The 23486-nt window shown below is 50.7% G+C and carries 19 protein-coding genes and 3 pseudogenes; 4 read left to right on the forward strand and 18 right to left on the reverse strand.

The features are described from left to right. Positions 1-27: 27 nt before the first annotated feature. The 6 genes from LAJLEIBI_RS14210 to LAJLEIBI_RS14230 form a co-directional block, all read right to left on the reverse strand. Positions 28-564 (reverse strand): transcription repressor NadR, encoded by a 537-nt coding sequence (locus LAJLEIBI_RS14210; protein WP_006442819.1) that lies wholly within the window; start codon positions 562-564, stop codon positions 28-30. Between the two features lie 416 nt (positions 565-980). Next, the gene (locus tag LAJLEIBI_RS14215) at positions 981-2816 is read right to left on the reverse strand and encodes a leucine-rich repeat protein (protein ID WP_205689557.1); all 1836 of its coding nucleotides are present in this window, start codon (positions 2814-2816) and stop codon (positions 981-983) included. Between the two features lie 91 nt (positions 2817-2907). Then, positions 2908-3255, reverse strand: a complete 348-nt coding sequence (locus LAJLEIBI_RS18125; RefSeq protein WP_170254069.1) for a hypothetical protein — start codon at positions 3253-3255, stop codon at positions 2908-2910. A 296-nt stretch (positions 3256-3551) separates the two neighbouring features. Continuing rightward, entirely contained in the window at positions 3552-5162 is a 1611-nt protein-coding gene (locus tag LAJLEIBI_RS14220) for a chitobiase/beta-hexosaminidase C-terminal domain-containing protein (protein ID WP_167534345.1), read from the reverse strand. Continuing rightward, positions 5047-7686, reverse strand: a complete 2640-nt coding sequence (locus LAJLEIBI_RS14225) for a leucine-rich repeat protein (RefSeq protein WP_006442824.1) — start codon at positions 7684-7686, stop codon at positions 5047-5049. Before LAJLEIBI_RS14225 ends, LAJLEIBI_RS14220 begins: the two co-directional genes overlap by 116 nt. 114 nt (positions 7687-7800) lie before the next feature. Then, complete coding sequence (locus LAJLEIBI_RS14230; protein WP_040434923.1) at positions 7801-8490, reverse strand: response regulator transcription factor; 690 nt, start codon at positions 8488-8490, stop codon at positions 7801-7803. 310 nt (positions 8491-8800) lie between these two features. On the opposite strand from LAJLEIBI_RS14230, the gene LAJLEIBI_RS14235 reads away from it, so the two are divergent. Next, positions 8801-9064 carry a hypothetical protein gene (locus tag LAJLEIBI_RS14235; protein WP_006442827.1) on the forward strand — a complete coding sequence of 88 codons (264 nt, stop codon included), beginning with the start codon at positions 8801-8803 and terminating at the stop codon, positions 9062-9064. Between the two features lie 66 nt (positions 9065-9130). Here the strand turns inward: LAJLEIBI_RS14235 and LAJLEIBI_RS14240 are convergent, their stop codons facing one another. The 3 genes from LAJLEIBI_RS14240 to LAJLEIBI_RS14250 are packed head-to-tail and all read right to left on the reverse strand — an operon-like array spanning position 9131 to position 12742. Next, positions 9131-10549 carry an ABC transporter permease gene (locus tag LAJLEIBI_RS14240; RefSeq protein ID WP_040434926.1) on the reverse strand — a complete coding sequence of 473 codons (1419 nt, stop codon included), beginning with the start codon at positions 10547-10549 and terminating at the stop codon, positions 9131-9133. Continuing rightward, positions 10512-12023: a COG1361 S-layer family protein gene (locus LAJLEIBI_RS14245; RefSeq protein WP_006442829.1), complete on the reverse strand. Its 1512-nt coding sequence runs from the start codon at positions 12021-12023 to the stop codon at positions 10512-10514. Before LAJLEIBI_RS14245 ends, LAJLEIBI_RS14240 begins: the two co-directional genes overlap by 38 nt. Continuing rightward, positions 12020-12742: an ABC transporter ATP-binding protein gene (locus LAJLEIBI_RS14250; protein WP_006442830.1), complete on the reverse strand. Its 723-nt coding sequence runs from the start codon at positions 12740-12742 to the stop codon at positions 12020-12022. Before LAJLEIBI_RS14250 ends, LAJLEIBI_RS14245 begins: the two co-directional genes overlap by 4 nt. Positions 12743-12920: 178 nt before the next feature. Here LAJLEIBI_RS14250 and LAJLEIBI_RS14255 point away from each other — a divergent pair, with 178 nt between their 5' ends. The 3 genes from LAJLEIBI_RS14255 to LAJLEIBI_RS14265 are packed head-to-tail and all read left to right on the forward strand — an operon-like array spanning position 12921 to position 14752. Further along, positions 12921-13241: a PadR family transcriptional regulator gene (locus LAJLEIBI_RS14255; protein WP_006442831.1), complete on the forward strand. Its 321-nt coding sequence runs from the start codon at positions 12921-12923 to the stop codon at positions 13239-13241. Further along, the gene (locus tag LAJLEIBI_RS14260; protein ID WP_040434928.1) at positions 13234-13824 is read left to right on the forward strand and encodes a DUF1700 domain-containing protein; all 591 of its coding nucleotides are present in this window, start codon (positions 13234-13236) and stop codon (positions 13822-13824) included. The genes LAJLEIBI_RS14255 and LAJLEIBI_RS14260 overlap by 8 nt, the downstream gene beginning before the upstream one ends. Next, positions 13814-14752, forward strand: a complete 939-nt coding sequence (locus LAJLEIBI_RS14265; RefSeq protein ID WP_006442833.1) for a DUF4097 family beta strand repeat-containing protein — start codon at positions 13814-13816, stop codon at positions 14750-14752. Before LAJLEIBI_RS14260 ends, LAJLEIBI_RS14265 begins: the two co-directional genes overlap by 11 nt. Before the next feature lie 63 nt (positions 14753-14815). On the opposite strand, the gene LAJLEIBI_RS14270 is transcribed toward LAJLEIBI_RS14265, so the two are convergent. The 9 genes and pseudogenes from LAJLEIBI_RS14270 to LAJLEIBI_RS19525 all read right to left on the reverse strand — a co-directional run bounded on the left by LAJLEIBI_RS14270 (position 14816) and on the right by LAJLEIBI_RS19525 (position 23475). After that, positions 14816-16456 carry a Na/Pi cotransporter family protein gene (locus tag LAJLEIBI_RS14270; RefSeq protein WP_006442834.1) on the reverse strand — a complete coding sequence of 547 codons (1641 nt, stop codon included), beginning with the start codon at positions 16454-16456 and terminating at the stop codon, positions 14816-14818. Positions 16457-16539: 83 nt separating this feature from the next. Beyond that, on the reverse strand, positions 16540-16896 hold the full coding sequence (gene spoVAE / locus LAJLEIBI_RS14275; protein ID WP_006442835.1) for a stage V sporulation protein AE: 357 nt from the start codon (positions 16894-16896) through the stop codon (positions 16540-16542). A gap of 124 nt (positions 16897-17020) precedes the next feature. Then, positions 17021-18025, reverse strand: coding sequence for a stage V sporulation protein AD (locus LAJLEIBI_RS14280; protein WP_006442836.1), 1005 nt, complete (start codon positions 18023-18025; stop codon positions 17021-17023). Between the two features lie 55 nt (positions 18026-18080). Continuing rightward, on the reverse strand, positions 18081-20804 hold the full coding sequence (locus LAJLEIBI_RS14285) for a cation-translocating P-type ATPase (protein ID WP_050765500.1): 2724 nt from the start codon (positions 20802-20804) through the stop codon (positions 18081-18083). Positions 20805-20924: 120 nt separating this feature from the next. Next, positions 20925-21321, reverse strand: a pseudogene (locus tag LAJLEIBI_RS19515) (SpoVA/SpoVAEb family sporulation membrane protein). 169 nt (positions 21322-21490) lie between these two features. Next, positions 21491-21903 (reverse strand): annotated as a pseudogene (locus LAJLEIBI_RS19520) (stage V sporulation protein AB). Further along, positions 21863-22537: a stage V sporulation protein AA gene (locus LAJLEIBI_RS14300; protein ID WP_006442840.1), complete on the reverse strand. Its 675-nt coding sequence runs from the start codon at positions 22535-22537 to the stop codon at positions 21863-21865. Before LAJLEIBI_RS14300 ends, LAJLEIBI_RS19520 begins: the two are co-directional and overlap by 41 nt. A gap of 2 nt (positions 22538-22539) precedes the next feature. Then, positions 22540-22662, reverse strand: coding sequence for a hypothetical protein (locus LAJLEIBI_RS18720; RefSeq protein ID WP_279232010.1), 123 nt, complete (start codon positions 22660-22662; stop codon positions 22540-22542). A gap of 105 nt (positions 22663-22767) precedes the next feature. Next, positions 22768-23475, reverse strand: a pseudogene (locus LAJLEIBI_RS19525) (SigB/SigF/SigG family RNA polymerase sigma factor). Between the last annotated feature and the right edge of the window lie 11 nt (positions 23476-23486).

A 23486-nucleotide genomic window follows, 5' to 3' on the forward strand; every position in this document is an offset into this window, starting at 1 on the left:
AGCAGAAGCCGGAGTACCGGCGGACCATCAGTCCGCCAGCACTCCGGCTTCTTTCAGCCTTTTTTCCGCCTCATCCAGTATCTCGCTGTCCGATGCTTCTATTGTATGGTAATGGACATTACCTGTCAGTTCTTTCAGAGGCCTGGCATTGTCTGAAAGTATCTTGGCCATAAATTCATCCACGTCTTTTCTGCTGTTAATAACTAAATCTACCGCAATCTGTCCATACACTTCATGCTCCACTATCACATCCAGGACTCTGGCCCCCGCATCTACGATACAATACAGCTCACCGGCCATTTTATCGTTGTCATGTTTCACCATGACCACCCTCTTACACGTTGCCGCTGCGCTGTCCTTGCCATACAGGATATATCCTTTATTTGTGGAAAGGATATTCTTGTTCGTCGCGCGCAGAAGCGCGATATCCTGGACTATGATCTGCCGGCTCACCCCCAGCCTCCTGGCAAGAGCTGTTCCGGAAAGAGGCTCTTTCTCTGTCTCCAGCAGCTTCATGATCTCTTCTCTTCTTTTCTCTCCGTCCATATGTCTTCCTTTCATCATCGTCAGAATGCTCTCCCCTCCACTGTCAGGGGTATGTATATTTCATACACCATACTGCCATAAAATGCAAGTCCGGACGTATATTTTTTTCTATTAACAGACAGTTTATATATTTTATAAGTTTATAATCTTATCTTCATCTTTTCTTTAGAGCGCCGTCACATGTTAGACACAATTGTTTTATATACTATAACTATCAAATGAAGCTGACGTTAGTACAGCGCAGATATAACTTGTATTTCCGCCGGCTTCGCCTAAAGACAATAAGTTTCGTTTATTATAGATTGATTTTCCTTCCCTTTTCTCAAGATGCAGCTTCACCGGCTGCATCTTTTTTTCATGATCTGAAGCCCCGTATGCCAAGCCCAAGAATAAATATTCAGCCGTTCGGACACGTCCCCGCCGTTTTCTCCAGTTTACTTATGACGTTTTGTGCAGCGGTGTTTCCGATAGAGCAGCAGGGAGACACAGCCCACAAGGGCCGCCAGCATTGTAAGCACCCAGGGCAGCGGAGTCTCTGTATCGCCCGTCTTCGGGATGCTGTTGGCTCCATCGCCGGCGGTACGGTCGTGCCAGCGGCTGTTTGTGTCATACACATGGATGTTCTGACCAGAGCCAGTATTTGGACCAGGGCCAGGACCGGGGTTAGAAGTGTCCTTCTTATAGGCAGCCGATACAGTTACATGGTCGGCGGGCATGACAAAGGTGGTGGAAGGGTCTGTTTCTTTAGTAAAACTCCCGCTCTTGTCTGTCGTCCACTTGTCGAACACGTAACCGGCAGGAGCAGGATCTGCCTGAATGGACACGCTGTCGCCTTCAAGATACAGGCCGCTATTTGTGTTATCTGTGCCGTTCTTCACCTCCAAGCGGTAGGCAGGCTGCAGCGTCCAGTTATTGTCAAGTTTTAGAGTATTTTTCTTCCAGTCTTCAGTGTAGTTCCCTTCCTGACCGGTGGGAAAATAGATTGTACCGGTGGGTGCAATACTTGCAAAGACCTGGAAATTCAAAGAGCCTATCTGAGGCGGGCTGTCTTTTTTAAAGGTCAAGTTTGTAAGGCTGGTACAGTCTCTAAATGCATAGTCTTGGATGGATTGCAGACTTTGTGGGAAAGTTACGCTTTCAAGGCTGGTGCAGCCTCTAAATGCATAGTTTTGGATGGATTGCAGACTTTGTGGGAAAGTTATGCTTTCAAGGCTGGTACAGCCCTGAAACGCGTGCATTCCAATGAATTGCAGGCTGTCTGGGAAGGACACGCTTTTAAGGTTCTTACAGTTATCAAACCCAGATGCGCCAATAGTTTGTACGCCTTTTGGCACAATAAAGCTGGTTTCCTCTTTTCCCAGTGGGTAAATAAGGAGAGTTTCCATTCTCTTGTCATACAGCACGCCATTTTCGCTAGTAAAGTTCGGGTTATTGTCCGGTACTGTAAAAGCGGTAATGCTATTGCAGCCAGTGAACGCATAACTTCCAATGGTTTCCAAACTTTCCGGAAAGTTTAGGCTTGTAAGGCCGGAGCAACCACTAAATGCAAAGTCTTGGATGGATTGCAGATTATTTTGGAAGGTTACGCTTTTAAGGCCCTTACAGTCCCTAAAGGCATTAGATCCAATGGTGTGCAATGCAAGGGGGAAAGACAGGCTTGTAAGGGCTTTGCAGTTCTTAAACGCATTGATTCCAATGGATTGCAGACTTTGCGGGAAAGAAGGGCTGGCAAGCCTTTTGCAGCCTTCAAACGCAGAGTCCCCAATGGATTGCAGACTCTCTGGAAAGGACACGCTTTTAAGGCTCCCGCAGTCCTTAAACACAGAGTACTCAATGGATTGCAGACTGTCTGGAAAGGACACGCTTTCAAGACTGGTGCAGCCTCTAAATGCAAACCACGCAATGGTGAGAGTTTTAGTGGAAAGGCAGTGCAGTTCTGTAATGTTTGAGCACTGTTGGAATGCCTGTTCACCAATGGAAGTGACGCTGCTGGGAATGGTCAGCGTGCCCGTCAGGTTTTGATTACTCTCAAAAGCACCGTTTACGATTTGCACAACATCGTAATTCCCGTTATTGTCTGGGTCGTTGTCCACGGTTATGGTTGAAGGGATGGACAGATTGTTTCCGTTATAGGATTGATTGACGCCCACTTCCACTGTGCCGTTTTCCCCGCCGTCTGGCATCGTTAAAATGTTGTATTTCAGACCGTCCACTGTCACTGTACTGCCCGGGGCTTTGGCTGCTCTTGACGGCGTAACGGTATCATCCATTTGCGCTTTTTCGGATTCGTGAACGGACTGCTCGGTCTTATCCGTTGTATTTTGAGATAGATTCTCCACCGTTACAGTAACTGTAAGGTCGTCACCAAATACCCCCCCCCCCGGTATATTCTTCAGACAGCTTTGCCTTGAACACATAATTGCCGGGCTTGTCTGGGTCATAAGCTTCGCAGCGCCAGGCTGGGCTGTCCAGGGTAACTTTGCCACCGTCTGCCGTTAGCTCAGGGAAGGGAATAGCTTCTTTTGCTGTACCTAAGGGCACGGCAATAACGTCCGCTCCCTGAGGAAGTGGGTCCACTGTTATGGGGGCGGGTGCATCCTGGGCCAGCGCCGGCAGACTGAATAACTGACAGACCAGCACCGCTGTCATAACGGCACATAAAAACCGTTTCGTGATTCTAAGGCTGCAGGGCTTTTTTTTCTTTTTCATTATTCTTCATCCTCCAACATTTCTTTTCTTTACGTATTACATATCTTTGCCATCGAGATAGCTCTTGTCCGCCAGCGTGTCCAATATAAGCCCACCCCGCAGCACCGCGTTTTTGGGTGGGATTTTCTCGTACAACGCTTTCAGCTTCGGGCCGCGTCACGGCAAACTTTGCTATATAACTTCGGGCCAACTTGGCCCGAAGTGCGCTCCGCTCCGTTGCCGTTCCTTTCCCCGTACGCTCGGCTGCGCAGGGCGTGCGGGGGCTCATTATCCGCTCGAAGTGGCGGCTGTCCGTTTTACTGATTCCTGTATTTCCGCTTTCTGTAAACCGCAAAGCCCGCGACGCATACCAGCACGATCCACAAGGCCATATTACTTTCGTCGCCCGTTTTTGCGCTGCCGCCGCCCGTTTTTGCGCTGCCGCCGCCCGTAGCCGTGGGCTTCGGTTCCTGTTGTTTTGGAACTGCAAATTGCAGGTCGCCCGTGCTCACGGAGCCGCCCGCATCATTAAACTCCACCGTCAGCGTGTATCTGCCCTCCGGGAGTGTTTTCAAAAACTCCTTGTACAGCGTCACAATCACGCTGCCTTTTTCCAGTTTACCAGCATTGCCGGGGTAGCCCGCCCATGTGAGGTCTGCCGACGTCGGAGTTTTGTTCACCTGTCCCATTTCCTTGCCGTCCAGCAGGACGCGTCCAATCAGCGCAAAATCGCCGTTCAAGGTAAATGTGGCGTCCTTCGTTAAGTCAACGGGCGTGAGGTCGTCCGTGGCCCGCGTGAAGCTCGCGCTTGCGACAATGCTGTCCGCCATGCCCGCCTTGACGGCGATTGCTTTTACCGTCGCGGTCTTTGTCAGCGTAAACGTGCCGGTATAGCGCGTGCTGCCCGCATTTGGCGTGTTGCCGTCCAGCGTGTAGTAAATATCTGCGCCCGCCGTCGTGCAGGAGAGTGTTACGCTCTGCGCCCCGGTGAACGTCCCGCCGCTTGGAGAGATTGTGGGCGTGTGTACATCCAACAGCGGCAGCGTCACATTTGCGCCGGTGACAGCACCGGCGTTGTAGCCCGGTTTTGCCGCCAGCCGCGCGTAGCCCGTGACCGTTTCGCCCGGCTTGCAGCCGGTCTTGCTCCGCTCCGCGCCGAAGGTCGTTCCGTCAAAGCTGTACTCCGCGCCCGCAATTTCCGGTATCGTCACCGTATAATCCGTTTCACCGTTGGCGGTATACGCAAGCTCGAACGGGGCCGGGGCCGGTTGATCCTGGTCTTTGGCGTTGACTGTAAGCGTGGCGGTGAGGGCGATCGTCCCCGCGGAGGGCTGCGCCGCCGGGGTATAGACGGCGGTCGCCGCCGTGTCGTCGTCAAAGCTGCCCTCATTTGGGCTGGCCGTCCACTTCACGGTATCTCCCGCGGCCGTTTTGGTGAAAGATACCGTCACCGGGCCGTATATCACAACGCCGCCGCCCGCGGCTGTGCCGTCGATGGTGGGGCTTGTGCCGCCCGCCGAGCCGGTAACCGCCACGGTGAGCTTTACTCCCACCTGCAGGCGCGGTGAAGCCACGGGCCTTCCCCCAAAATTGGTTATCTCGCCCCGCGGGGTCGTCTCCACCCAGATATATTTGCCGAAATCCTCCCCGGTGGGGGTATAATCTTTGGTGCGCGCGATCGGCGTTCCCAAGCCGGTTTCCCTGTCGGACCGGTACCATGTGTAGCGATGCTCGCCCTCCGCGCCCGCTTCGTTTGCCGTATAGGTTCCGGGTGTGACGGTGACCGCGCCGCCCACCACCGGCACGGCCGTATCATAGCTTGCGGCGGTGATGGAGGGAGGCTCCAGCTGGCGGTTCACAGTGAACAGTTTCAGGTTGCCCAACGCGCCGCCGGTGAATTGATAGCCCTGCGGCAGAGCGACGGTCACGCTGCCCCCCCACATAGCCCTTATTTGCGGGCGTTACTACATTGCCGATCTCCAGCACCCAATCTGTTTTCAATTGCCCCTCGTCCACAAGGCGGATCACATCGGCCGCGCCGCCATCGTTGAATTTAAGCGCGACGCAGTTCTTTGTGAGCGGCACGGGCACGTCGAACCGCAGGTCGATCTGCGTGCTGGTATCCAGGTTTTGGGTTCCGTTCGCCTTTGCGGAAACAAAGCCGACCTGGGTGACGCCGGTTTCAAGCGCGACGTCGGCGTCCGTTCTGTCCCGGTCGGTCAGCTCAAATTCCCGGGTCGTTTGATAGTATTGAATGTCGCTGATGGTAGCGCCCATCACCGTCACCTGATACGTCCCGGCCGTAAGGCCGGAAAAAGTATATTTGCCGTCGGCGTTCGTGGCGGCACTCCCCACCCTTTTCCCGGCGGCGTTGTACAGCGTGACCTGCAGGCCGCCCGGCGTCGGGCGGCCGTTCGCACTCACCGTCCCGGATAGGCCGTACATGAGGGAAAAAACCGGCGTGACGACGACGTCCCGATCGGGCATGGAGAAAAAGGCTCCAGCATCGTATTGGTTTGTGCCGTCTAGCCATGTCACGGCGGGTTCCGTATCCCAGCGTACGAAAGCGTAGCCGCTTTGCGGCTGTGCACCCAGGCTGACAATACCGCCCGCGCCGCCGGTGGAGCCAGAAGCTACCCAGCCCGTGCCGCCAACAGCACCGTTGACCGTCACGGTATGGATGTCGAGGTAATCCAGGCTCCACCCGCCGGAGAAAAGCCCGAGCACCTTTTCGTAGCCTGTCGCGCCCTTCGGGCAGTGAATGTAACCGCCGCTTAAGCCGGCATCCTCAAACGTATCGTCGGGCAGCTTTGGCGCCTCGGCCTGCCCGAAAATGACGGTTGAAAGTCGTCGGCAATCCGAAAATACAGACTCGCCCAGCGTGCCCCGAAAGGCGGATAAATCAAGCACTTCGAGAGACTCACAGTTTTCAAAGGCGAGTGAACCGATCGAGGTGACGCCGCCGGGGATCGTAACCGTTCCCTTTATCCTGAGGTTGCTAAACGCAAATATCCCAATGGTCGTCAGTCTGGCGGCACCCTGCAAATTCAGCGCGAAAAAGTACCCACCCGCAAAAGCGCAGTTTCCGATACGGACCACATTGGCCGGGATGGTCAGGGGATTGGTTGCCCTGCAATCTGCAAAGGCGTATGCCCCGATTTCGGTCAGGTTATCCGCGCCGGAGAGATCCAGGTTTTTGATGGCACCGTCATTCTCAAAGGCGTTCGGGACGACCTCGGTCACCCGGTAGCTGCTGCCGCCGTTGCTCACGGCGGCGGGCACCTTGAGCGACACCTGCGGTGCGCCCGCCCAGCCCGCCAGGGCAACGGCGCCTTCGGGCGCTTCGGTGAGTATCCAGTATTGCAGCCCGCCTGCGGCAAATTCATTATAAAGCACGACGGTGATCGTCGTCGTTTCCCCGGCGGCCGTATATCCCGCCGGAAGCGCCAGTTGAAACGTGTAGGTTCCCAGCGTGTCCGCGTTGAATGCCGCGCATTCCCATGTCACCCCGGCGATCTCGATCGTTTGATTCTTTTCATTCGTGCCCACGAGTGAATCGGGCAGCCCGAGGTCCGCCGCGGAATGGATTTCGTCCACGTCATAATATACGGGATTGTCCCACTTATCATCTCCAAGGTATACAGAGATTACGGTCACCGTTTCCTCCGCGCCGAACGCGGATACCGCAAGGGGCGGCTCCGTTACTGTCACGGTGATTTGCGGTGCTTCTGCTTCCGGCGCGGCTGCATACCCCTCCGGCAGCTTAGCCGTGAACACGTATTCGCCCGGCGTGTTTGCGTCAAAATTGTCGGCCTCCCATATCACGCCCTCGATGGCGATGGTTTCGCCGTCTGCGTCCGCTGCCTTAAGCATTTCAGGCAGCGCGGGCAGTCCTCCGCCTACGGCGATCTCGTAGGCTGCCGGTTCAATTTCGTCAAACGCCGACACCACTACGGGGGCCGTTTCCGGCGCGGATGGAGCAATGCCGTTCGGTGGCTGGCTGGGTTGCCCGGTTACCGTTTCCTCCGGCACGGGCGAGGGCGTTTCGTCGTTCGCCTGTATTGTTTCCCCGGCTGTCCCTTGCGGCTCGGCTACCGTCACGGTCACGGAGATGTCCGCCTGTCCGTCCGGGGGCATATATCCCTCCGGCAGCGCGGCGGTAAATACATAACCGCCCGGTTGCTGCGCGTCGTATGTTTCAGCCTCCCACGTAACGCTGTCAAGCGATACGCCGCCCGCTGTCAGCAGGGGGAAGGGGATCGCATCCTGCATCGTTCCAAACGGCACCGGAATCACGTCCATCCCTTCCGAGATCGCGTCAACCGTTACGGCTGCACTCTCCATTGTAGGCGCGTCCTGCGCCAGCACTGCGGCGGGCACCAGTGTCACAACCAGCGCCAGCACGACCAGCAGGCTCACAAACCGTTTTGTTATTCTGTATTTTTTCTTCATGATTTTTCCCCCTCATGTACCGTAACTTTTGGATGAAGTTGTCTTGACTATAACACAAAAACAATTAAAAAAGCCGAAGGTCGCAATTTTGTGACCTTCGGCTTTTTTCTGTGCCTATAGTACCTCTTCAAAACGGTAACCCTCGCCCCTGCGGGTCGTGATGGTGTAGCCGGAGCCTTCCAGCTTCTTGCGCAGACGATAGACTGTGTTTTTCACTGCGCTGTCATCATCTGCCATTGGCTGACGCCACACTGTTTCATAGAGCAGCTGTGGGCTGGTGTCTTTACTCCTGTTTTGCATGAGATACATAAGCAGCGCAAATTCCTTTTGCGTCAGCAGCATATCCTGGCTGGACATATAGGCACGCTGGGCAATCACATCCAGCTCCAGGGCGCCGCAAGTCAGCAGGTGTTCCCGCCCGGCACTTTGCCGGACCCTCCGGGCAAGGTCATACTGCGCGCTGACCCGCGCTGCAAATTCATCCACACTGTAGGGCTTTGTGATATAGTCGTTTCCGCCGGACTTCAGCCCTTTGATAACCTCATGCTGTTCATCCAGCGCCGTCAAGAACAGCACCGGGGCGGCAGTATGCCTGCGAATCTCTCCACAGAAATCCAGACCGCTGCCATCCGGCAGCATGATATCCAGCACCAGCACATCTGGCTGGCTCTTGAGCTGTGTGCGCGCCTGTGCCAGAGTCTGGGCGCACAGCACCCTAAAGCCGTCTCGTTCCAGTATGCGCCGGTTCGTGCGCATGATCGCTTTGTCATCCTCCACAAGAAGGACTGTGCCTTTGTCATCCATTCTGTTGCCCTCCTTCCTGCGGCAGGGTAAAATCATATCGCAGTTCCTTTATCCGCTCCGCTTGTTTTCATCTGACTTACTCTTCATTGTATCGGATTATCCGCATCATATCAAGCACAGGCAGCGCGGCCTTATACGAGTTGTTAACTTCTCAGATACTGCCGGCTGGAGGCTGTCCGGATTTCTTGGCAGGCAGCTTTTTCTGTCTGTCATTATTATACCGTATCGGCATTTACATTTTTATCTTCCGGTGCTATACTCAAGTTTACCGGCATTGAACAGATTTACAAGACAAAGGAGGGGCCTTTCCATGTTCCGATTATGGGGAAAAGAATTTAAAGATAATAAGATGCTGCGGGATACTGTCATCTGTGATGACAGCGATGATACCCGCACACATAAGATATTCAGCGCTCTCGACGCCATCTGCTACGAATTTGACTTGAGCAAGCCGATCTGGTTTGACGCTACGGTTGAAGAATTCAGAAGACATGACAAAGCGAGATTTTATCAGGACAATTTTGTAGATTCCATAGATTTTGACTACCTGGAGATCCATGTCATTGAAGAATAGCAACAGACAAAAACAGGGTCAGATGCTGATAACAGCGTCTGACCCTTATCATATGTCCGACTGTTTTTATTCGCTTCGTATCGCTGCCAGCGGACTTAGCCTCATGGCCCGCAGCGACGGGAAATATCCTGCGGCTACACCTACGAATACTGCAAAGCCCATGGAGAGCAGAACGAGCCACCACGGAATGTATGATATATTTCCGTCGATCCCCATAGCCGAACCGTTTCCGGTGAGAAAGTTGATGATTCCGGACATGATAAAACTCAGTATATTTCCCACCAATCCGCCGATCAGGCCAATGAATGCCGCTTCCAACAGAAACATCTGCTTTATATTCTTCAGACTGCACCCGAGCACTTTTATAACGCCTATCTCTTTCGTGCGCTCATAGATTGACATCATCATCGTGTTGGCGATTCCGATCGCCGCGACAAGAAGTGATACCGCGCCGATTCCTCCAAGTACAGCCTGCACGATGGCAAACTGGCTTTTCATGCTGTCCAGATACTCTGCATTTGTCTGTGTATTGTATCCCATCTCGCGTATGATGGACGATACTTCTTCTACCTTGTCTATATCATCCACTTTCACCTGTGCCGATGTATAGCAGAATTCTTTGTACGGTTTGCCTGATTTAGTCGTAGGCTGCCCGGGCACAGTTCTTCCGGAAAAATCTTTTTTCAGCACCTTTTTCAATGTCTCCAGATCACAAAAGGCGCTGTAAGCGTTGGCATTATAATCATCCGGACCGCCGGCAACAATACCGCTCGCCGTAACAGCATGTTTCTTGACCGGCTGGGACGGCTGGCTTTCACCGGGTCCCCCGGATTCATTTCCACCGCTGTCCGAATTTCCAAAAGACTGTTCCTGGCTCCTGAAGTAGCCGTCCTGATCCAGAATAAGGAACACGGAGTCTTTCATAAGATCAATTTCCGGCAGTTCTCCCGTATCCCAATAACTGCTCTGGGAATTTCTTTCCGAAAAGTTAGTTATCACTGTATTGCCGTACAGTATATCAAGCTGGCTTCCTCCCTGCTTCGGAAGGCTTCCTTCGCCGAGTTCAATGTTCTTGGCCTTGAGCCCCTCCGGGGTCATACCGACAAGCTGTATGTACGCCTCGTATTTTCCCTTAAGCATGATCACCGACATTTCATATACAGGGGCGGCCGTCGTTACATGCCCCAGCTCTGAAAGCTGCTTTATCGTCCGGTCTGTCACATACTGGGTAGATTCGTCAGAATTTTCCTGTCCGGAATAGGCCATCATAGACTGCCCCGCGTCTTTTCCCGTTACGGTTATGGTCGTGAGGCCCCCTGACTGCTCTACTTCTTTATATAACGACTGCTGCATTCCAAGTCCAAGAGAAATCATTACTACAATGGATGCTGTACCGATGACGACTCCGAGAACAGTCAGAAACGTCCTGAGCTTTCTTCTTTTGAGGTTACTCCCGCTCATCCTCAGAAGGTCCATCCAATTCATTCAGCAATTCCTCCTCTTTATCCGCCATCTGTTTTTTCTTCTTTTTCTTTATGATAATGACTGCCGCCGCTGCCGCTGCCACAATGATGACCGCGATGGCGATCGGAATAACAGGCAAGCCCCCCTGCTCTGTCTCTTCCATCTCTGCCGCCGGCATATCATTCATCCCTTCAGGACCGACCTCGATCTGAAGGTCCTTTGTCATGGTAGAGACCTTTCCCGCCTCATCTTCATAACTCAGCGTCATCGTCACTTTTTCACTGCCTGCGCTCTCTTTTGTCCCTTCCAGCGTGGCGTCTATGGAGGCGGTTGCTCCGGATTCCACATTCCCTATAAATGTCTCCGCCTTTTTGACGCATTTGCCCTCAAAGGAAGCTTTTACGTTATACAGCTTTATTCTGCCCAGATTGTACAGACTGCACATAACATTTGCCTCTTCTCCGACCGTGATCGTCTCCGGGCTGATCTCAAATTCACTGAATTCAAACCTGGCATCCTGCTTCACCGGTATGGAGATGCTGGACGCGCCTTCTATCTGCGCTGCATTTCCGTCTTCGTATTTCATGCTCAGGTCTATGCTGTACGGCTTCTGGAGCAGATCAGCCTTGGCATTGAGCTGGATCGTTATATCCGCAGCGCCGCCGGCCTTTATGCCGTCCAGATAGATAGAACTGGAGCCGGAGGACGGAAGAAAGGCCGGTGACGTTGTCTGCTCATCCGCGCCTTCTGTAGGAGCCTTCAAATCAAAAAGCATATTGCTCACACGTGTCGCCTTGGATGTATTTTTCAAATGCACCGTCAGCTTAAAGTTGCTGCCTGCCCGCACCTCCGCAGGGTCTGTGTCAAAACCCGTCACTATCACTCTCGGAACAGACCCGGTGCTGCCGGAACCTTCTTCTCCGCCGCCGCTGTAGGATGCGCCCCCGTTGCTGAATCCGCCCGCATCGGCAGATGCCGGAACCCCTTCCCCGCTGCCGGAGCTGGTCTGCACCTGAGCCGGCCGACGCTGTTCGTCCTGTCCGGAATTATTTTTCTTATCCTCAGGCTTAGCCGTTGTCAGTACATAAAAAGACTGGCTTCCTGAAATGCCGCCGTCTGCCGTAAAGTTAAACAGCAGCGTGTAACGTGTGCTTGGCACATCGTCCCGCTCGGTAAAGTTGAATTCAACCGGTTTCGTCTCCTTTGCAGCCAACGCATCTATTTTGGCCGTATATTTCTGTGCTTCTGTCTTAAACGGCCACTGGCTGACATCATCTTTCATATCAGGAGACACAACAATATTCTTGATCTCCGAATCAGTATTATTTTTCACATTCACTACAAACTTCTGCGGCTTCTGATACTGGTAAGTCAGAACCCCCGACGTCTCCAATGTTATCTGATCACCCGCAGCTTTCGCCGGAAACGGCAGAAATGTGGAAGCCGTTACGGCGGATACGATCAGCGCGGCCAGCAGTTTCTTTATTGTCTTCATAATGATAATCCTCCCTCAACAGTTTCTTTTCTTCTGTTTTCTTCTATGTTTATAATATTTCCGTCTCTTATATGAAAGATCCGGTCAGCGTATGTCGCCAGATGGGAATCGTGCGTCACCATCACAAGCGTCTTTTTCTGCTCCCGCACGACCTGCTGCATAAGGCTCATGACCTCCTCGGATGTGTGGGAATCCAGATTCCCGGTCGGCTCGTCGGCAAATATGATCTTCGGGTCCACCACGAGCGCCCTCGCCACCCCGACCCGCTGCTGCTGCCCGCCCGACATCTGGTTAGGTCTGTGATTCTTGTGTTTTTTCAGCTTGACCAGGTCGAGCATCTCATCTGCCTTTTTCAGTCTCTTTTCCTTGGACATTCCCCGGAAACTTAACGGAAGCGCCACATTTTCCAGAGCATTCAATGTACCGAGAAGATGAAATGACTGGAAGATAAACCCTACATTTTCGCGGCGGAACTTTACGAGCTGTTCTTCATTCAGCGTCTCGATATGCTGTCCGCCGATCACGACGCTGCCTTTTGTGGGCTTTTCAAGTCCCGCCAGCATGTTAAGCAATGTCGACTTTCCGGAACCTGACGTGCCGACGATGGCGCAGAACTCTCCTTCATAGATACTGAAATCAAGGCCGTCAAGAGCACGTACAATCTCATCTCCTACCCGGTATAATTTGTACAAATCCCTTACCTCAATTACCTTTGCCATATGTCCCTCCTATTCTACTCTATAGTCTACAATATAAAAGGAAAGACTTACCATAGGAAATTCTGAAGTTTTTCTTAAGTATGATGATTTTATATGCTTTTTCAAAATATATATATTGACATTATATATTATACGTCATATAATATGCTTATAAAAAACATATAGAAAGGGTGAGGAAATGATATTCCCAATGAATACACCAATGTTTGACTTGCTTGTCCTCGCGGTAGTAGAAAAGGAAGACTCCTACGGATACCAGATAAGCCAGGTGATAAAGCAGGTTTCAAACACAAAGGACTCCACACTGTACCCGGTCCTGCGCAGGCTTCAGGAACAGCGGTATCTGACAGCTTACGACCAGCCCTACCAGGGCAGAAACCGGAAATACTACAGGATTACAGACGAAGGAAGACAGACTTTTGAAATGCTCAGCGAGGAATGGTCACTGTATAAAAATGCAGTCGACGATATAGTTAAGGGAGGTATGAACATTGAATAGGGCAGATTACATGAAGAGCCTGGAGCATGGCCTTAAGCGGCTTCCAAAAGAGGACTATGACCGGGCCATCAGCTATTTTGAAGAATATTTTGAGGAGGCAGGGCCGGATAATGAGAAACAGGCAATCGAAGATCTTGGGTCGCCCGCGATGGCCGCAGACCAGATCATCCGGGATTTCGCCGTGGAGAACGCTGAAAAACCGACGAAGAATGTTAAGAGAAGTTTCTCCGCCGTATGGGTGGGTATTCTGGCCGTCTTTGCGGCGCCTGTAGGGCTTCCGCTTGCATTTGCGGCCGCGGCGTTGGGCCTGGCTTTTATCCTCGTGATCGTATCACTTATATTTGCAGTGTTCTGTACTGCTCTGGCATTTGCAGCTTCGTCTGTTCCTGCTGTTATGGCCGGCATATGGTTCCTCTTTACCTCACCCGCCAGCGGGATCGCTACGATAGGCGCAGGGCTCATCGGCGCAGGCATCGGTATCTGGGTCATCATCGGCTGCATCACACTTTGCAGATGGTTCCTAAATACAATGACAAAACTATTCGGAAGGATCGCTAAGGGAGGAAACAGACATGAAAAATAAGAGAAGAATATGGTTGATATCTTTTCTCTGCGTCGGAGCGGGGATCGTGATACTGATACTTGGATTGATGCTGGGGGGCCGCCCCGGCTTCTATATCGACGGCAGCGGAATCCATTCTGCGGCAGAAAACGGCGGAAAACGCAACTACGTCAAAAACGAGAAAGAACTGCAGGAATTTACCGATATTGACATAGACCTGGATTATGCTGACTTCCAGATCATTCCATCTGATACTTTCAAAATCGAATACTGTCTGGACGGGACAAAGGATCCGGTATGTACTGTCAAAGACGGACGGCTGACAGTAAGAGAAGCCGATTACAAACGCATTTTCAACTTTACATTTATTTCTCCGATGTCAGACGATTTTACCGACAGCTATGTAAAGCTTTATATCCCGGAGAATGCGGTATTTGACACGATAAAGATACTGACAGAAGACGGCGACATTCTGCTGCCGGCCTTAAAGTCAGATACGCTGGACCTTGAATCAGACTACGGGGACATAACTGTGAAAGATTTTGAAGGCAGAAGACTCTTTGCGGAGCTTGAGGATGGTTCTTTTTCCAGTAAAGGGATAAAAGTGGATGAATTAAAGCTTTCCAATGAATACGGTGATATCGCGCTTCAAGATGCAAAGTGCGCTTATCTTGAAGCCGGCTTAACCGACGGTGACTTTACGGCAGACAGTCTCTCTTCCGACAGGCTGGAGATCGACAGTGAATACGGGGATGTTTTTCTCGGTCTATCCAGTACGGTCAAAGAATATGATCTGGACCTTTCAACAGAATACGGCAGTATTCAAGTGCCGCAATATGATGTGATATACGGGGACGACGGAAGTCAGTGCCGTGTGGCTAACTCATCTGGAAAAACCGTGAAGGTAAGCTCCGAAGACGGGGATATCCAGGTGTTTGACGCCAGATGATCTGTACCGTCCGCACCGTAAATTCAAGCCCGCCGGCTTTGTCAATCCGGCGGGCTTTATATATTATGCGATCTGCTCTAATACTTCTTCTGCAATATTTCTGGCGTGGTCCGAGATACGTTCCAGACAGACGAGCGTGTCCAGGAAAACGATTCCTGCCTCTGTATTACACTGGTTGTTCGTCAGCCGTTTGATATGTCTGCTTCGGAGTGTGATCTCCAGATCATCTGCCTTTGTCTCTTTTTCGATCACCTTCAGGGCCATTTCCCTGCTTCCTTCCACAAATGCCCGCAGTGCGTATTTGTAACTGTCAATACACACATCCAGCATCTCTTCCAGCTGTTCTTTTCCGATATCGGAAAAGGTCACTTTTTTCTCGTAAAGTGTCTCAGCGAACTCGGATATATTTTCACAATAATCGCTGATTCTTTCTATATCTGATACCATCTGTAGCAGATGGGCCACATCCTGATGCTCCCTCTCGCTGATCTGAAGGGAACTTAGTTTAATGGAATATGCGGTGATCCCTGCGCTCAGCCTGTCCACCGTGGATTCTTCGTCTTTCAAAAACTGGATATCGTCATGGCTTTTCGTAAACAGAACATTTCTTGCCACATCCAGTGAGTCTTCCACTATCCTGCCCATACGCGCGACTTCCTTTACGGTTGACTGAAGTGCTATGACAGGTGTTTCCAGAATACGGTCGTCCAGAAGAACTTTGCTCTTGTCCTGCTCAGCCTCTTCCACCCTTCCGATCTTCTTGGCCAGCCTGATGATCCAGTTGGACATTGGGAACAGAAGCACTGTGGTTCCGATATTGAATGCCGTATGCACCATACTTATCTCTGTCTGAGTGATCACTCCCGTACCTGCAGATGGATTCAGCACCTCAAAGTATATGATGGCGATCACGCTGAATATCACTGTGCCGATTATATTAAACAGCAGATGCATAAGAGCTGCTGTCTTCGCATTCTTCTTTGCCCCCATACTGGAAAGCATGGCAGTCACGCATGTTCCGATGTTCTGCCCCATTATGATGTATATTGCCGCGCTGAACGGCACGAGCCCTGCCGCCGCAAGACTCTGCAGGATACCGACAGAGGCGGATGAACTCTGGATGACCGCCGTGACGAGCGCGCCGGCCAATATGCCAAGGATCGGGCTGCTGCCAAGTGTCACAAATATATTTCGGAAACTCTCGGAATCCTGAAGCGGTGCGACCGCAGAAGACATGGTCGTTATACCGATGAACAGCAGACCAAAGCCTACGATAATACTAGCTATTTCCTTTGAGGAGCGTCTTTTTCCAATGAGCATGATGACCACACCGAGCATGACCGCGATCGGCGCGAGCTTTGACGGGCTTAAAAATTCCGCCCACTCTACAGAGGACACGAGCCAACCGGTCACTGTCGTACCTACGTTGGCCCCCATGATAACGCCCATTGCCTGACTCAGGTTCATGATACCTGCGTTTACAAAACCTACGACCATGACTGTCGTGGCCGAAGAGCTCTGTATCACCGCCGTGATCGCCGCGCCGAGCAGAACTCCCATCAGCTTGTTTTTTGTCAATACCTCCAGCAGAGACTTCATCTTGTTTCCCGCTGCATTTTCCAGGCCCTGTGCCATTATCTGCATTCCGTAGATGAACATGCCGAGACCGCCGACAAAGGGAATGATAATATTTACGTAGTCCATTGATTTCCTCCTAATGTACCCATATCCTTTTAAACCATCATTTTTACAATACCATTATCATAAGGAGAAAACAACAAGATTTTTTACTTTTTCATTTTTGGCTCGAATATCAAAGATGCCAGATATCCAAAGATGAGAGCCGCGGAGATTCCCACTGCACTGGCCTTGAATCCTCCCATGAAGATGCCGATGAACCCGTGGCTGTCTACCGCCTCCTTGACACCCTTCCAGAGCACATTTCCAAAACCGAGCAGCGGTACACTTGCGCCCGCGCCGGCAAACTTAAGAAAAGGCTCATATATCTGAAGCGCTCCGAGCACCGCGCCCGAGCATACGAGCAGCACCATGATGCGGCCCGGCATCAGTTTCGTCCTGTCCAGCAGGATCTGCACAAGAGCACAGATCAGACCCCCAATCCAGAATGCATTAACATAATCCATATCCTACCTCCTTGTGTGAATTGGGGACGGGGCGAATCGATAAATCGGGGACGGGGGTATTTTAAAAATACCCCGTCCCAAACTAAATTCTCCCTGTCCCTTTTTTATTTTGCCGTGTCCCTGATCAGCAGTGTTCCAGCACGATACCGTGTGCGATCCCCGGCACGCTTTCGCCTTCGTTGAAGCTTACCGTGGACATGAGCGCTCCTGTCGGTACAAAGAGAATGCGCTTCCATTCCCCCCGCGCAAGTTTTGGCAGTATATAAGATGAAAGTGTGACCGCCGCACACCCGCAGCCGCTCCCCCCGGCGTGGGTGTCCTGTGTTTTCTGATCATAGATTGTCATTCCGCAGTCCATATGATTCTTCTTTATATCAACATTTTTTCCCCTCATAAGGTCGAACAGGATGCTTTGGCCTACATAACCCAAATCTCCCGTGACGATGCGGTTGTAGTCGTCCGGCGTACGTCCGAAATCTTCCAGGTTTCTCAGTATCGTGTCACAGGCCGCCGGAGCCATGCATGCTCCCATGTTCTGTGAATCTTTCAGTCCGTAATCCACTATCTTTCCTACAGTTATGCCAGTCACCCTTACGTGGCTGCGTTTTGTTCCCACTACGAATGCTCCGCTGCCCGTTACTGTCCAGTGCGCGGAAAGTGGTCTCTGATTAGCGTATCCGAGGGGAAAACGGAATTCTTTTTCCGCACTTCCAAAATGACTGGACGTTACTGCCAGCATATTGTCGCCATATCCCGCAGCGACGCTCATGGATGCAAGTGCAATGGCTTCTCCTGATGTGGAGCAGGCTCCGTAGAGACCGAACATCGGTATGTTGAGTTCCTCAACCCCCATGGAAGTCGCCACTCCCTGCCTCAGGAGGTCTCCTCCAAACAGATACCTTATTTCTCCCGCTTCCATATGCGCCTTGCCAAGAGCAAGAACACAGGCCTGTTTCTGCATCGTGCTCTCCGCGGCCTCCCATGTATCTTCACCGAAGAGGTCATTTTCTTCCACCATATCGAACATACTGCCAAGCGGGCCTTCTCCCTCTTTTTTTCCGACAACGGATGCACTTTCGACAATATAAGGCGAATTTTCAAATGCAATACTTTGTAATCCCTGAATCATCCTAGTTTACCTTCCTATCTTACTATTCCTTAATTACATAAAAGAACCGATAGGATTACCTATCGATTCTTATGCTTTCCATTTTCACCTGATTACATACATCTTTTTCCGGCTTTTGCAAAAACACCATAAACTCATGGGCCAGTATCGGAAATGCAGCCAGTATTGTAAGTCTGAGCCACTCGTGGAACTCCAGATGGACTGTCCCGAATGCTTTGATAAGAACCGGTACTTCTGTAACGGAGATTTGAAGTACAAACCCCAAGACGAAAGCGGCGATCATCCATTTATTTTCAAAATGGTTCATCCGGAATACGGACTTGTGAATATCTCTCATTCCGACCGCGTGGAACAGCTGTGACATTCCGAGCACTGTAAATGCGTATGTCTGTGCACGCATGAGTATGTCACTGTTCTGAAGCGCAAGCGCAATGTTGCTGATGGAAAAGGAAGCGCCTTTACTCATGATCAGTTCATAAGGGACTGTAAAAAATGCAGTCAGGCTGATTCCGGCGATGAGAAGTCCGTAGAAACAGGTACACGCCAGTCCTCCTCTGGCAAAAAGGCTTTCCTTCGGCTTTCTCGGCGGCTCTTCCATCAGGCTGTCGCCGTCATTTTCATCAACACCGAGAGCCAGCGCAGGCAGAGAGTCTGTGATCAGGTTGATCCAGAGTATATGACTTGACTTAAGCGGTGATGCTATATCACAGAGTACGGCCAGGAACATTGTCATGATTTCCCCAAGATTGGAGGAGAGAAGAAATATGACTGTTTTGCGGATATTCTCGTACACACCTCTGCCTTCTTCTATTGCCTTTTCGATCGTGGCAAAATTATCGTCCGTCAAAATGATGTCTGACGCCTGCCTTGCCACATCCGTCCCGGTCATCCCCATTGCGATGCCTACGTCTGCTGATTTAAGCGACGGCGCATCATTCACTCCGTCACCGGTCATGGCAACAATATTTCCTTTTGTCTTAAATCCTTTTACGATACGGACTTTATGCTCAGGCGACACACGGGCAAATACACGGACATCGTCTAATTTCCTCAAAAATTTCTCATCCGGCAGACTCTGGATCTCTTCCCCTGTCATGCACTGCTCCTGACGCTCTACTATGCCGAGCTGTCTGGCAATTGCAAATGCGGTATCTACATGATCCCCGGTGATCATAACAGTTGTGACACCGGCCTGCCTGAATCTGGCAACGGCCCCCTTTGCCTCTGGCCTGGCCGGGTCTCTCATGCCGACCATCCCGACAAAAGTAAGTTCCCGCTCCACCGGCGCATTGCCGCCGGTCCGCATGGCCACTGCAAGCGTTCTCAGCGCCTGTGAGGACATTTTTTCGATCGCCTCCTGGATCTGCCTCCTGTGTGTATCTGTCATCGCCGTTACCTTGCCCCGTATGAGTATACGGCTGCATCTTTTCAGAACTACATCCGGGGCGCCCTTTGTGTAGGTGATATTTGTTGAACCATTTTTATGCATGGTGGACATCATTTTTCGTTCGGAATCAAAGGGCAGTTCTTTTTTTCTCGGCATCTCCCGCTCTAATGTCTCTCTGCGGATACCATATTGCCCGGCCAGATTCAAAAGTGCAAGCTCTGTAGGGTCTCCAATGCTGCTGCCGTCTTTTTGGACCGCGTCATTACACAGAGTCATTCCTTGCAGCAGTTCACTGTGTTCCCTCAATTTCAGTTCACTGCTGTCTACGATCTTCTCGTCAATATAACACCCTTCTACCGTCATCCTGTTCTGTGTCAGTGTCCCTGTCTTGTCTGAGCAGACTACACTGACGGCACCGAGCGTCTCCACGGAAGGCAGCCTTCTCACGATCGTATGTACTTTGACCATCCGCGTCACGCTGAGCGCAAGACAGATAGTAACTACGGCGGGAAGCCCTTCCGGCACGGCCGCCACCGCAAGTGAAATAGCTGTGATGAGCATTTCTGCCATATTGCGGTGCTGCAGTACCGCTATAAAAAATAATGCGGCGCACAGACCAAGTGAAAGTATGCTCAGCATCTTACCAAGCTCTCCGAGCCGTTTCTGCAGAGGCGTTATCTCTTCCTGACTGTCATTGATGAGCGCGGCAATTTTACCGATCTCCGTGTTCATCCCTGTTGCCGTAACTATGCCAAGCCCCCGCCCGTTTGTCACTATCGTAGACATATACGCCATATTTTTCCGGTCGCCGAGGGGAACGGAGGAGGCTTTGTATCCACGCCCCATTCCTTTTCCCGCTATAAAATCCACATTTTTTTCAATTGGTAGCGACTCACCTGTCAGTGCAGATTCCTCTACTTTCAGATTATTCGCCTTGACAAGTCTTAAGTCCGCAGGTATCTGACAGCCAGCGTCCAGACATACAATATCTCCTGGTACGAGGGAGGATGCCTGTACTTCCTGCTCTTTTCCTTCCCGGATCACGACCGCTCTCGGACTTGTAAGTTTCTTCAGAGAGTCAAGCGCTTTTTGAGCCTTTCCCTCTTGTATGATGCCGACAAAGGCATTCATCAGCACTACTACAATGATAATGATAGCGTCGCTGACTTCCTGAAGCAAAATAGAAACTGCCGCCGCGGCCAGCAGAACATAGATGAGCGGGTCATTAAGCTGCTCGAAGAAAGATTCTACCTTTGTTTTCTTCTTTGCAGACTTAAGCTCATTTGCACCGTTGTCCTGCAGACGCTGGGCCGCTTCCGTATAAGACAGCCCGTACTCGGAATCCGTCTGCAGTTCCTCGCAGGTCTCCCTCACTGTTTTGTTTTCAAACATAATATTCCCTCTCCTTATCCACATTAACCCCTTAAAACGGAATTTAACAGGCCTGTACTTCCTGTCCTAGTACAACCTTATGCGGTAAGAAGCGGGAATATGTTGTCTATCACGAAAAATCTATTTGACGATATCTGCCAGCTTTAAAACCCAGTATCCAAGCCCGATGAGCCAACTCGTGAATATACCGTACAGGATGACCGGCCCTGCGATCGTAAATATCTTACAGCCGATCCTCATGACCTGTCCTTCTTCTTATACTCTATCGCAGGCGCCGCCACGGAATTGGCAAATCCGGTGATAGGCACAAGCGCCCCGCGCCTCCCCATTTTGCAATGCTCGGATACAGATTAAACCCGGTCAGCAATACGCTGAGCAGAATGAGAATGAGAGACGTCCAGCCGGCTCGTATCCTTATCAAGCCCCGCCTTCTCACAATAGTTCAGAATCGCCTGATCACACAGATAATACCTCCCACGACAAAAGCCTTTGCCATATTGGCCGGTAAGTTGTGCATCGGAGTTTTCTGTTTTACGTAGTTTTCATACGCCTGCTGCTGTTTTGCTTATCCAAATAATTCCTCCTTTTGGGGATATCTTCGGCTGCAGTGGTTGGGGACGGGGTTTTAAAAACCCCGTCCCCAACCACTCACTGCCCTATCCCCGATTCATTTTGTCCTGTCCCCTTTACCATCGGTTTATAAAGAAAATGAGTGCGCCGATTCCTTTGCCCAGCGCCATCCCGGCTATCAGATACGGGATATATCTCAATAATTTTACCCGGCGGATAAAGATAGGGAATACGTTTAATATTTCTGCCAGCCATAGACCAGCAGCCTACAAATATACCTGCGACCAAGCCAAATACAGGCAGCAAAAACCACCATGCGGTATGGCTATTTTATAAATAAAAATATATTTCCGAGCATCCCGCCAAGTGCCACACAATCCTCATACAGCAGGACATGCTCGCCCGTATGCGTCCGGTCTGCAAAATCGGACACGACTCCAAGTCCGATGATAAAGGAAAACAGACCGCCCGCAACGACTACACCGGCGCTAAGTCCGATGAGTGCCAGAAGTATTTGTGCTGCCCACATCCTGCTCTTTGCCCTTTCTGGAATATGTTTCTATCAATGTCGTCTGAATATCATTTTCATACAGACGCATCTCTACTTCCATTGGAGTCGGATCTACGGTGAATTTCTTCTTTCCAAAGTGATTAAAGAATATGAGTATACCTATAATAATTCCAATACAGTACGTAAGTTCAAGTACCGTAAAGCCATCTGACTTCTGACCTGTCACAAGCTCATATATCTGGGAAAATAGTTTGACCGTATCAACGTCATTGTTAAAGGCCATAATAGAAAATGCGGCACCTATGAACGTAATGACGATCACACAAGCCGCCTTCAGAAGATGTACTAGTCCTCCGGCCGTCTGCTGCTGTTCATACGTTACGATAAAATCCTGTTCACCGAGATTCTGTATATCCATGTTCGGGAACTGTTCATGGATAATTTCTATGACCTTTAAGATAGATATTGCTACTCTGTTCTGATTTTTCTTATCTGTGTGATGAAACTTCAGAAGCTTCAGCGTATTAAGCTTCGGGACGACCGAAGGGTTGGAACACTCCATGGTCAGAACATCGCCAAGCGTAACGTCTGGTTTGGTAACTTCCACGTTTCTGTCTGCTTTTATATATACTGTCTCGCTGTTTGCCGCCATGCCTACACCCTGCTTTCCATTTCAGTCATGATCAAAGTACCCTCGCTGACATCGCTTTTGCTTCTTACATCATTAAAATAATAGATACAGCCGATGATCACGGCTGCTGCAACAACACAAATCAAGCATACCCGGAGTTTTTCCTGGCCTCATCCATACTGACACCCTCCTTATACTTCTTTTGTGGGTTAGTATGGATATATTTCAGGAAAATATACGCGGGTATGCTTTTATATTCTTTCTCGCAGACGTTTTAAAATTTTCTTTTCCAGACGCGATACCTGTACCTGGGATATACCAAGTTCCTGACCTACCTGCGACTGCGTCTGGTTGGCAAAATACCGCAGATAGATAAGCTGTCGTTCATCTTTGTTCAGATATTCCAGCAGCTGCTGAAGCAACATATGATTCAGAATCTTCTCCTCTCCGCCTTCCTTTTCCGGCAGCTTGTCCATAAGACGGATCTCCTGTCCCTCTTTCTGGTAGATCGGTTTGTGAAGCGACTCAATGTCTCCGCTTGCGTCCAGCGCCATCGTGAGTTCTTCCCTGTCAACCTCGAGATATTCCGCTATCTCCGTGATGGTCGGTTCTCTCCCCAGTGCTTCCTGAAGCTTTTCCTGGCAGAGATATGCCTTGTAGGAAAGCTCCTTTAATGAACGGCTCACCTTTATCATGCCGTCGTCTCTGAGGAAACGTTTTATTTCCCTGATATCATCGGAACCGCATAGGTCGAGAACTTGACTTCATAAGACATATCAAATTTATCGATCGCTTTCAGGAGCCCTATATTTCCGACTTGAAACAAATCCTCCGCTTCAGCCCTGATTGTAAAACGTTTTACAATGCACCATACAAGTCCTGCATTTTCCTCTACTAACTGTGCTCTCGCTTTTCATCCCCTGGTGAGATTTCTTGATCAAAGCGATTGTGTGGTCCATACCTTACGTCC

The organism is [Clostridium] hylemonae DSM 15053 (genome assembly GCF_008281175.1).
In the GTDB taxonomy this organism is placed as follows: domain Bacteria; phylum Bacillota; class Clostridia; order Lachnospirales; family Lachnospiraceae; genus Extibacter; species Extibacter hylemonae.

Coding starts and splice junctions, on each gene's coding strand:
- LAJLEIBI_RS14210 (WP_006442819.1), bottom strand. CDS start 564: ATGATGAAAGGAAGACATATGGACGGAGAGAAAAGAAGAGAAGAGATC.
- LAJLEIBI_RS14215 (WP_205689557.1), bottom strand. CDS start 2,816: ATGGATGATACCGTTACGCCGTCAAGAGCAGCCAAAGCCCCGGGCAGT.
- LAJLEIBI_RS18125 (WP_170254069.1), bottom strand. CDS start 3,255: ATGAAAAAGAAAAAAAAGCCCTGCAGCCTTAGAATCACGAAACGGTTT.
- LAJLEIBI_RS14225 (WP_006442824.1), bottom strand. CDS start 7,686: ATGAAGAAAAAATACAGAATAACAAAACGGTTTGTGAGCCTGCTGGTC.
- LAJLEIBI_RS14230 (WP_040434923.1), bottom strand. CDS start 8,490: ATGGATGACAAAGGCACAGTCCTTCTTGTGGAGGATGACAAAGCGATC.
- LAJLEIBI_RS14235 (WP_006442827.1), top strand. CDS start 8,801: ATGTTCCGATTATGGGGAAAAGAATTTAAAGATAATAAGATGCTGCGG.
- LAJLEIBI_RS14240 (WP_040434926.1), bottom strand. CDS start 10,549: ATGAATTGGATGGACCTTCTGAGGATGAGCGGGAGTAACCTCAAAAGA.
- LAJLEIBI_RS14245 (WP_006442829.1), bottom strand. CDS start 12,023: ATGAAGACAATAAAGAAACTGCTGGCCGCGCTGATCGTATCCGCCGTA.
- LAJLEIBI_RS14250 (WP_006442830.1), bottom strand. CDS start 12,742: ATGGCAAAGGTAATTGAGGTAAGGGATTTGTACAAATTATACCGGGTA.
- LAJLEIBI_RS14255 (WP_006442831.1), top strand. CDS start 12,921: ATGATATTCCCAATGAATACACCAATGTTTGACTTGCTTGTCCTCGCG.
- LAJLEIBI_RS14265 (WP_006442833.1), top strand. CDS start 13,814: ATGAAAAATAAGAGAAGAATATGGTTGATATCTTTTCTCTGCGTCGGA.
- LAJLEIBI_RS14270 (WP_006442834.1), bottom strand. CDS start 16,456: ATGGACTACGTAAATATTATCATTCCCTTTGTCGGCGGTCTCGGCATG.
- spoVAE (WP_006442835.1), bottom strand. CDS start 16,896: ATGGATTATGTTAATGCATTCTGGATTGGGGGTCTGATCTGTGCTCTT.
- LAJLEIBI_RS14280 (WP_006442836.1), bottom strand. CDS start 18,025: ATGATTCAGGGATTACAAAGTATTGCATTTGAAAATTCGCCTTATATT.
- LAJLEIBI_RS14285 (WP_050765500.1), bottom strand. CDS start 20,804: ATGTTTGAAAACAAAACAGTGAGGGAGACCTGCGAGGAACTGCAGACG.
- LAJLEIBI_RS14300 (WP_006442840.1), bottom strand. CDS start 22,537: ATGGCGGCAAACAGCGAGACAGTATATATAAAAGCAGACAGAAACGTG.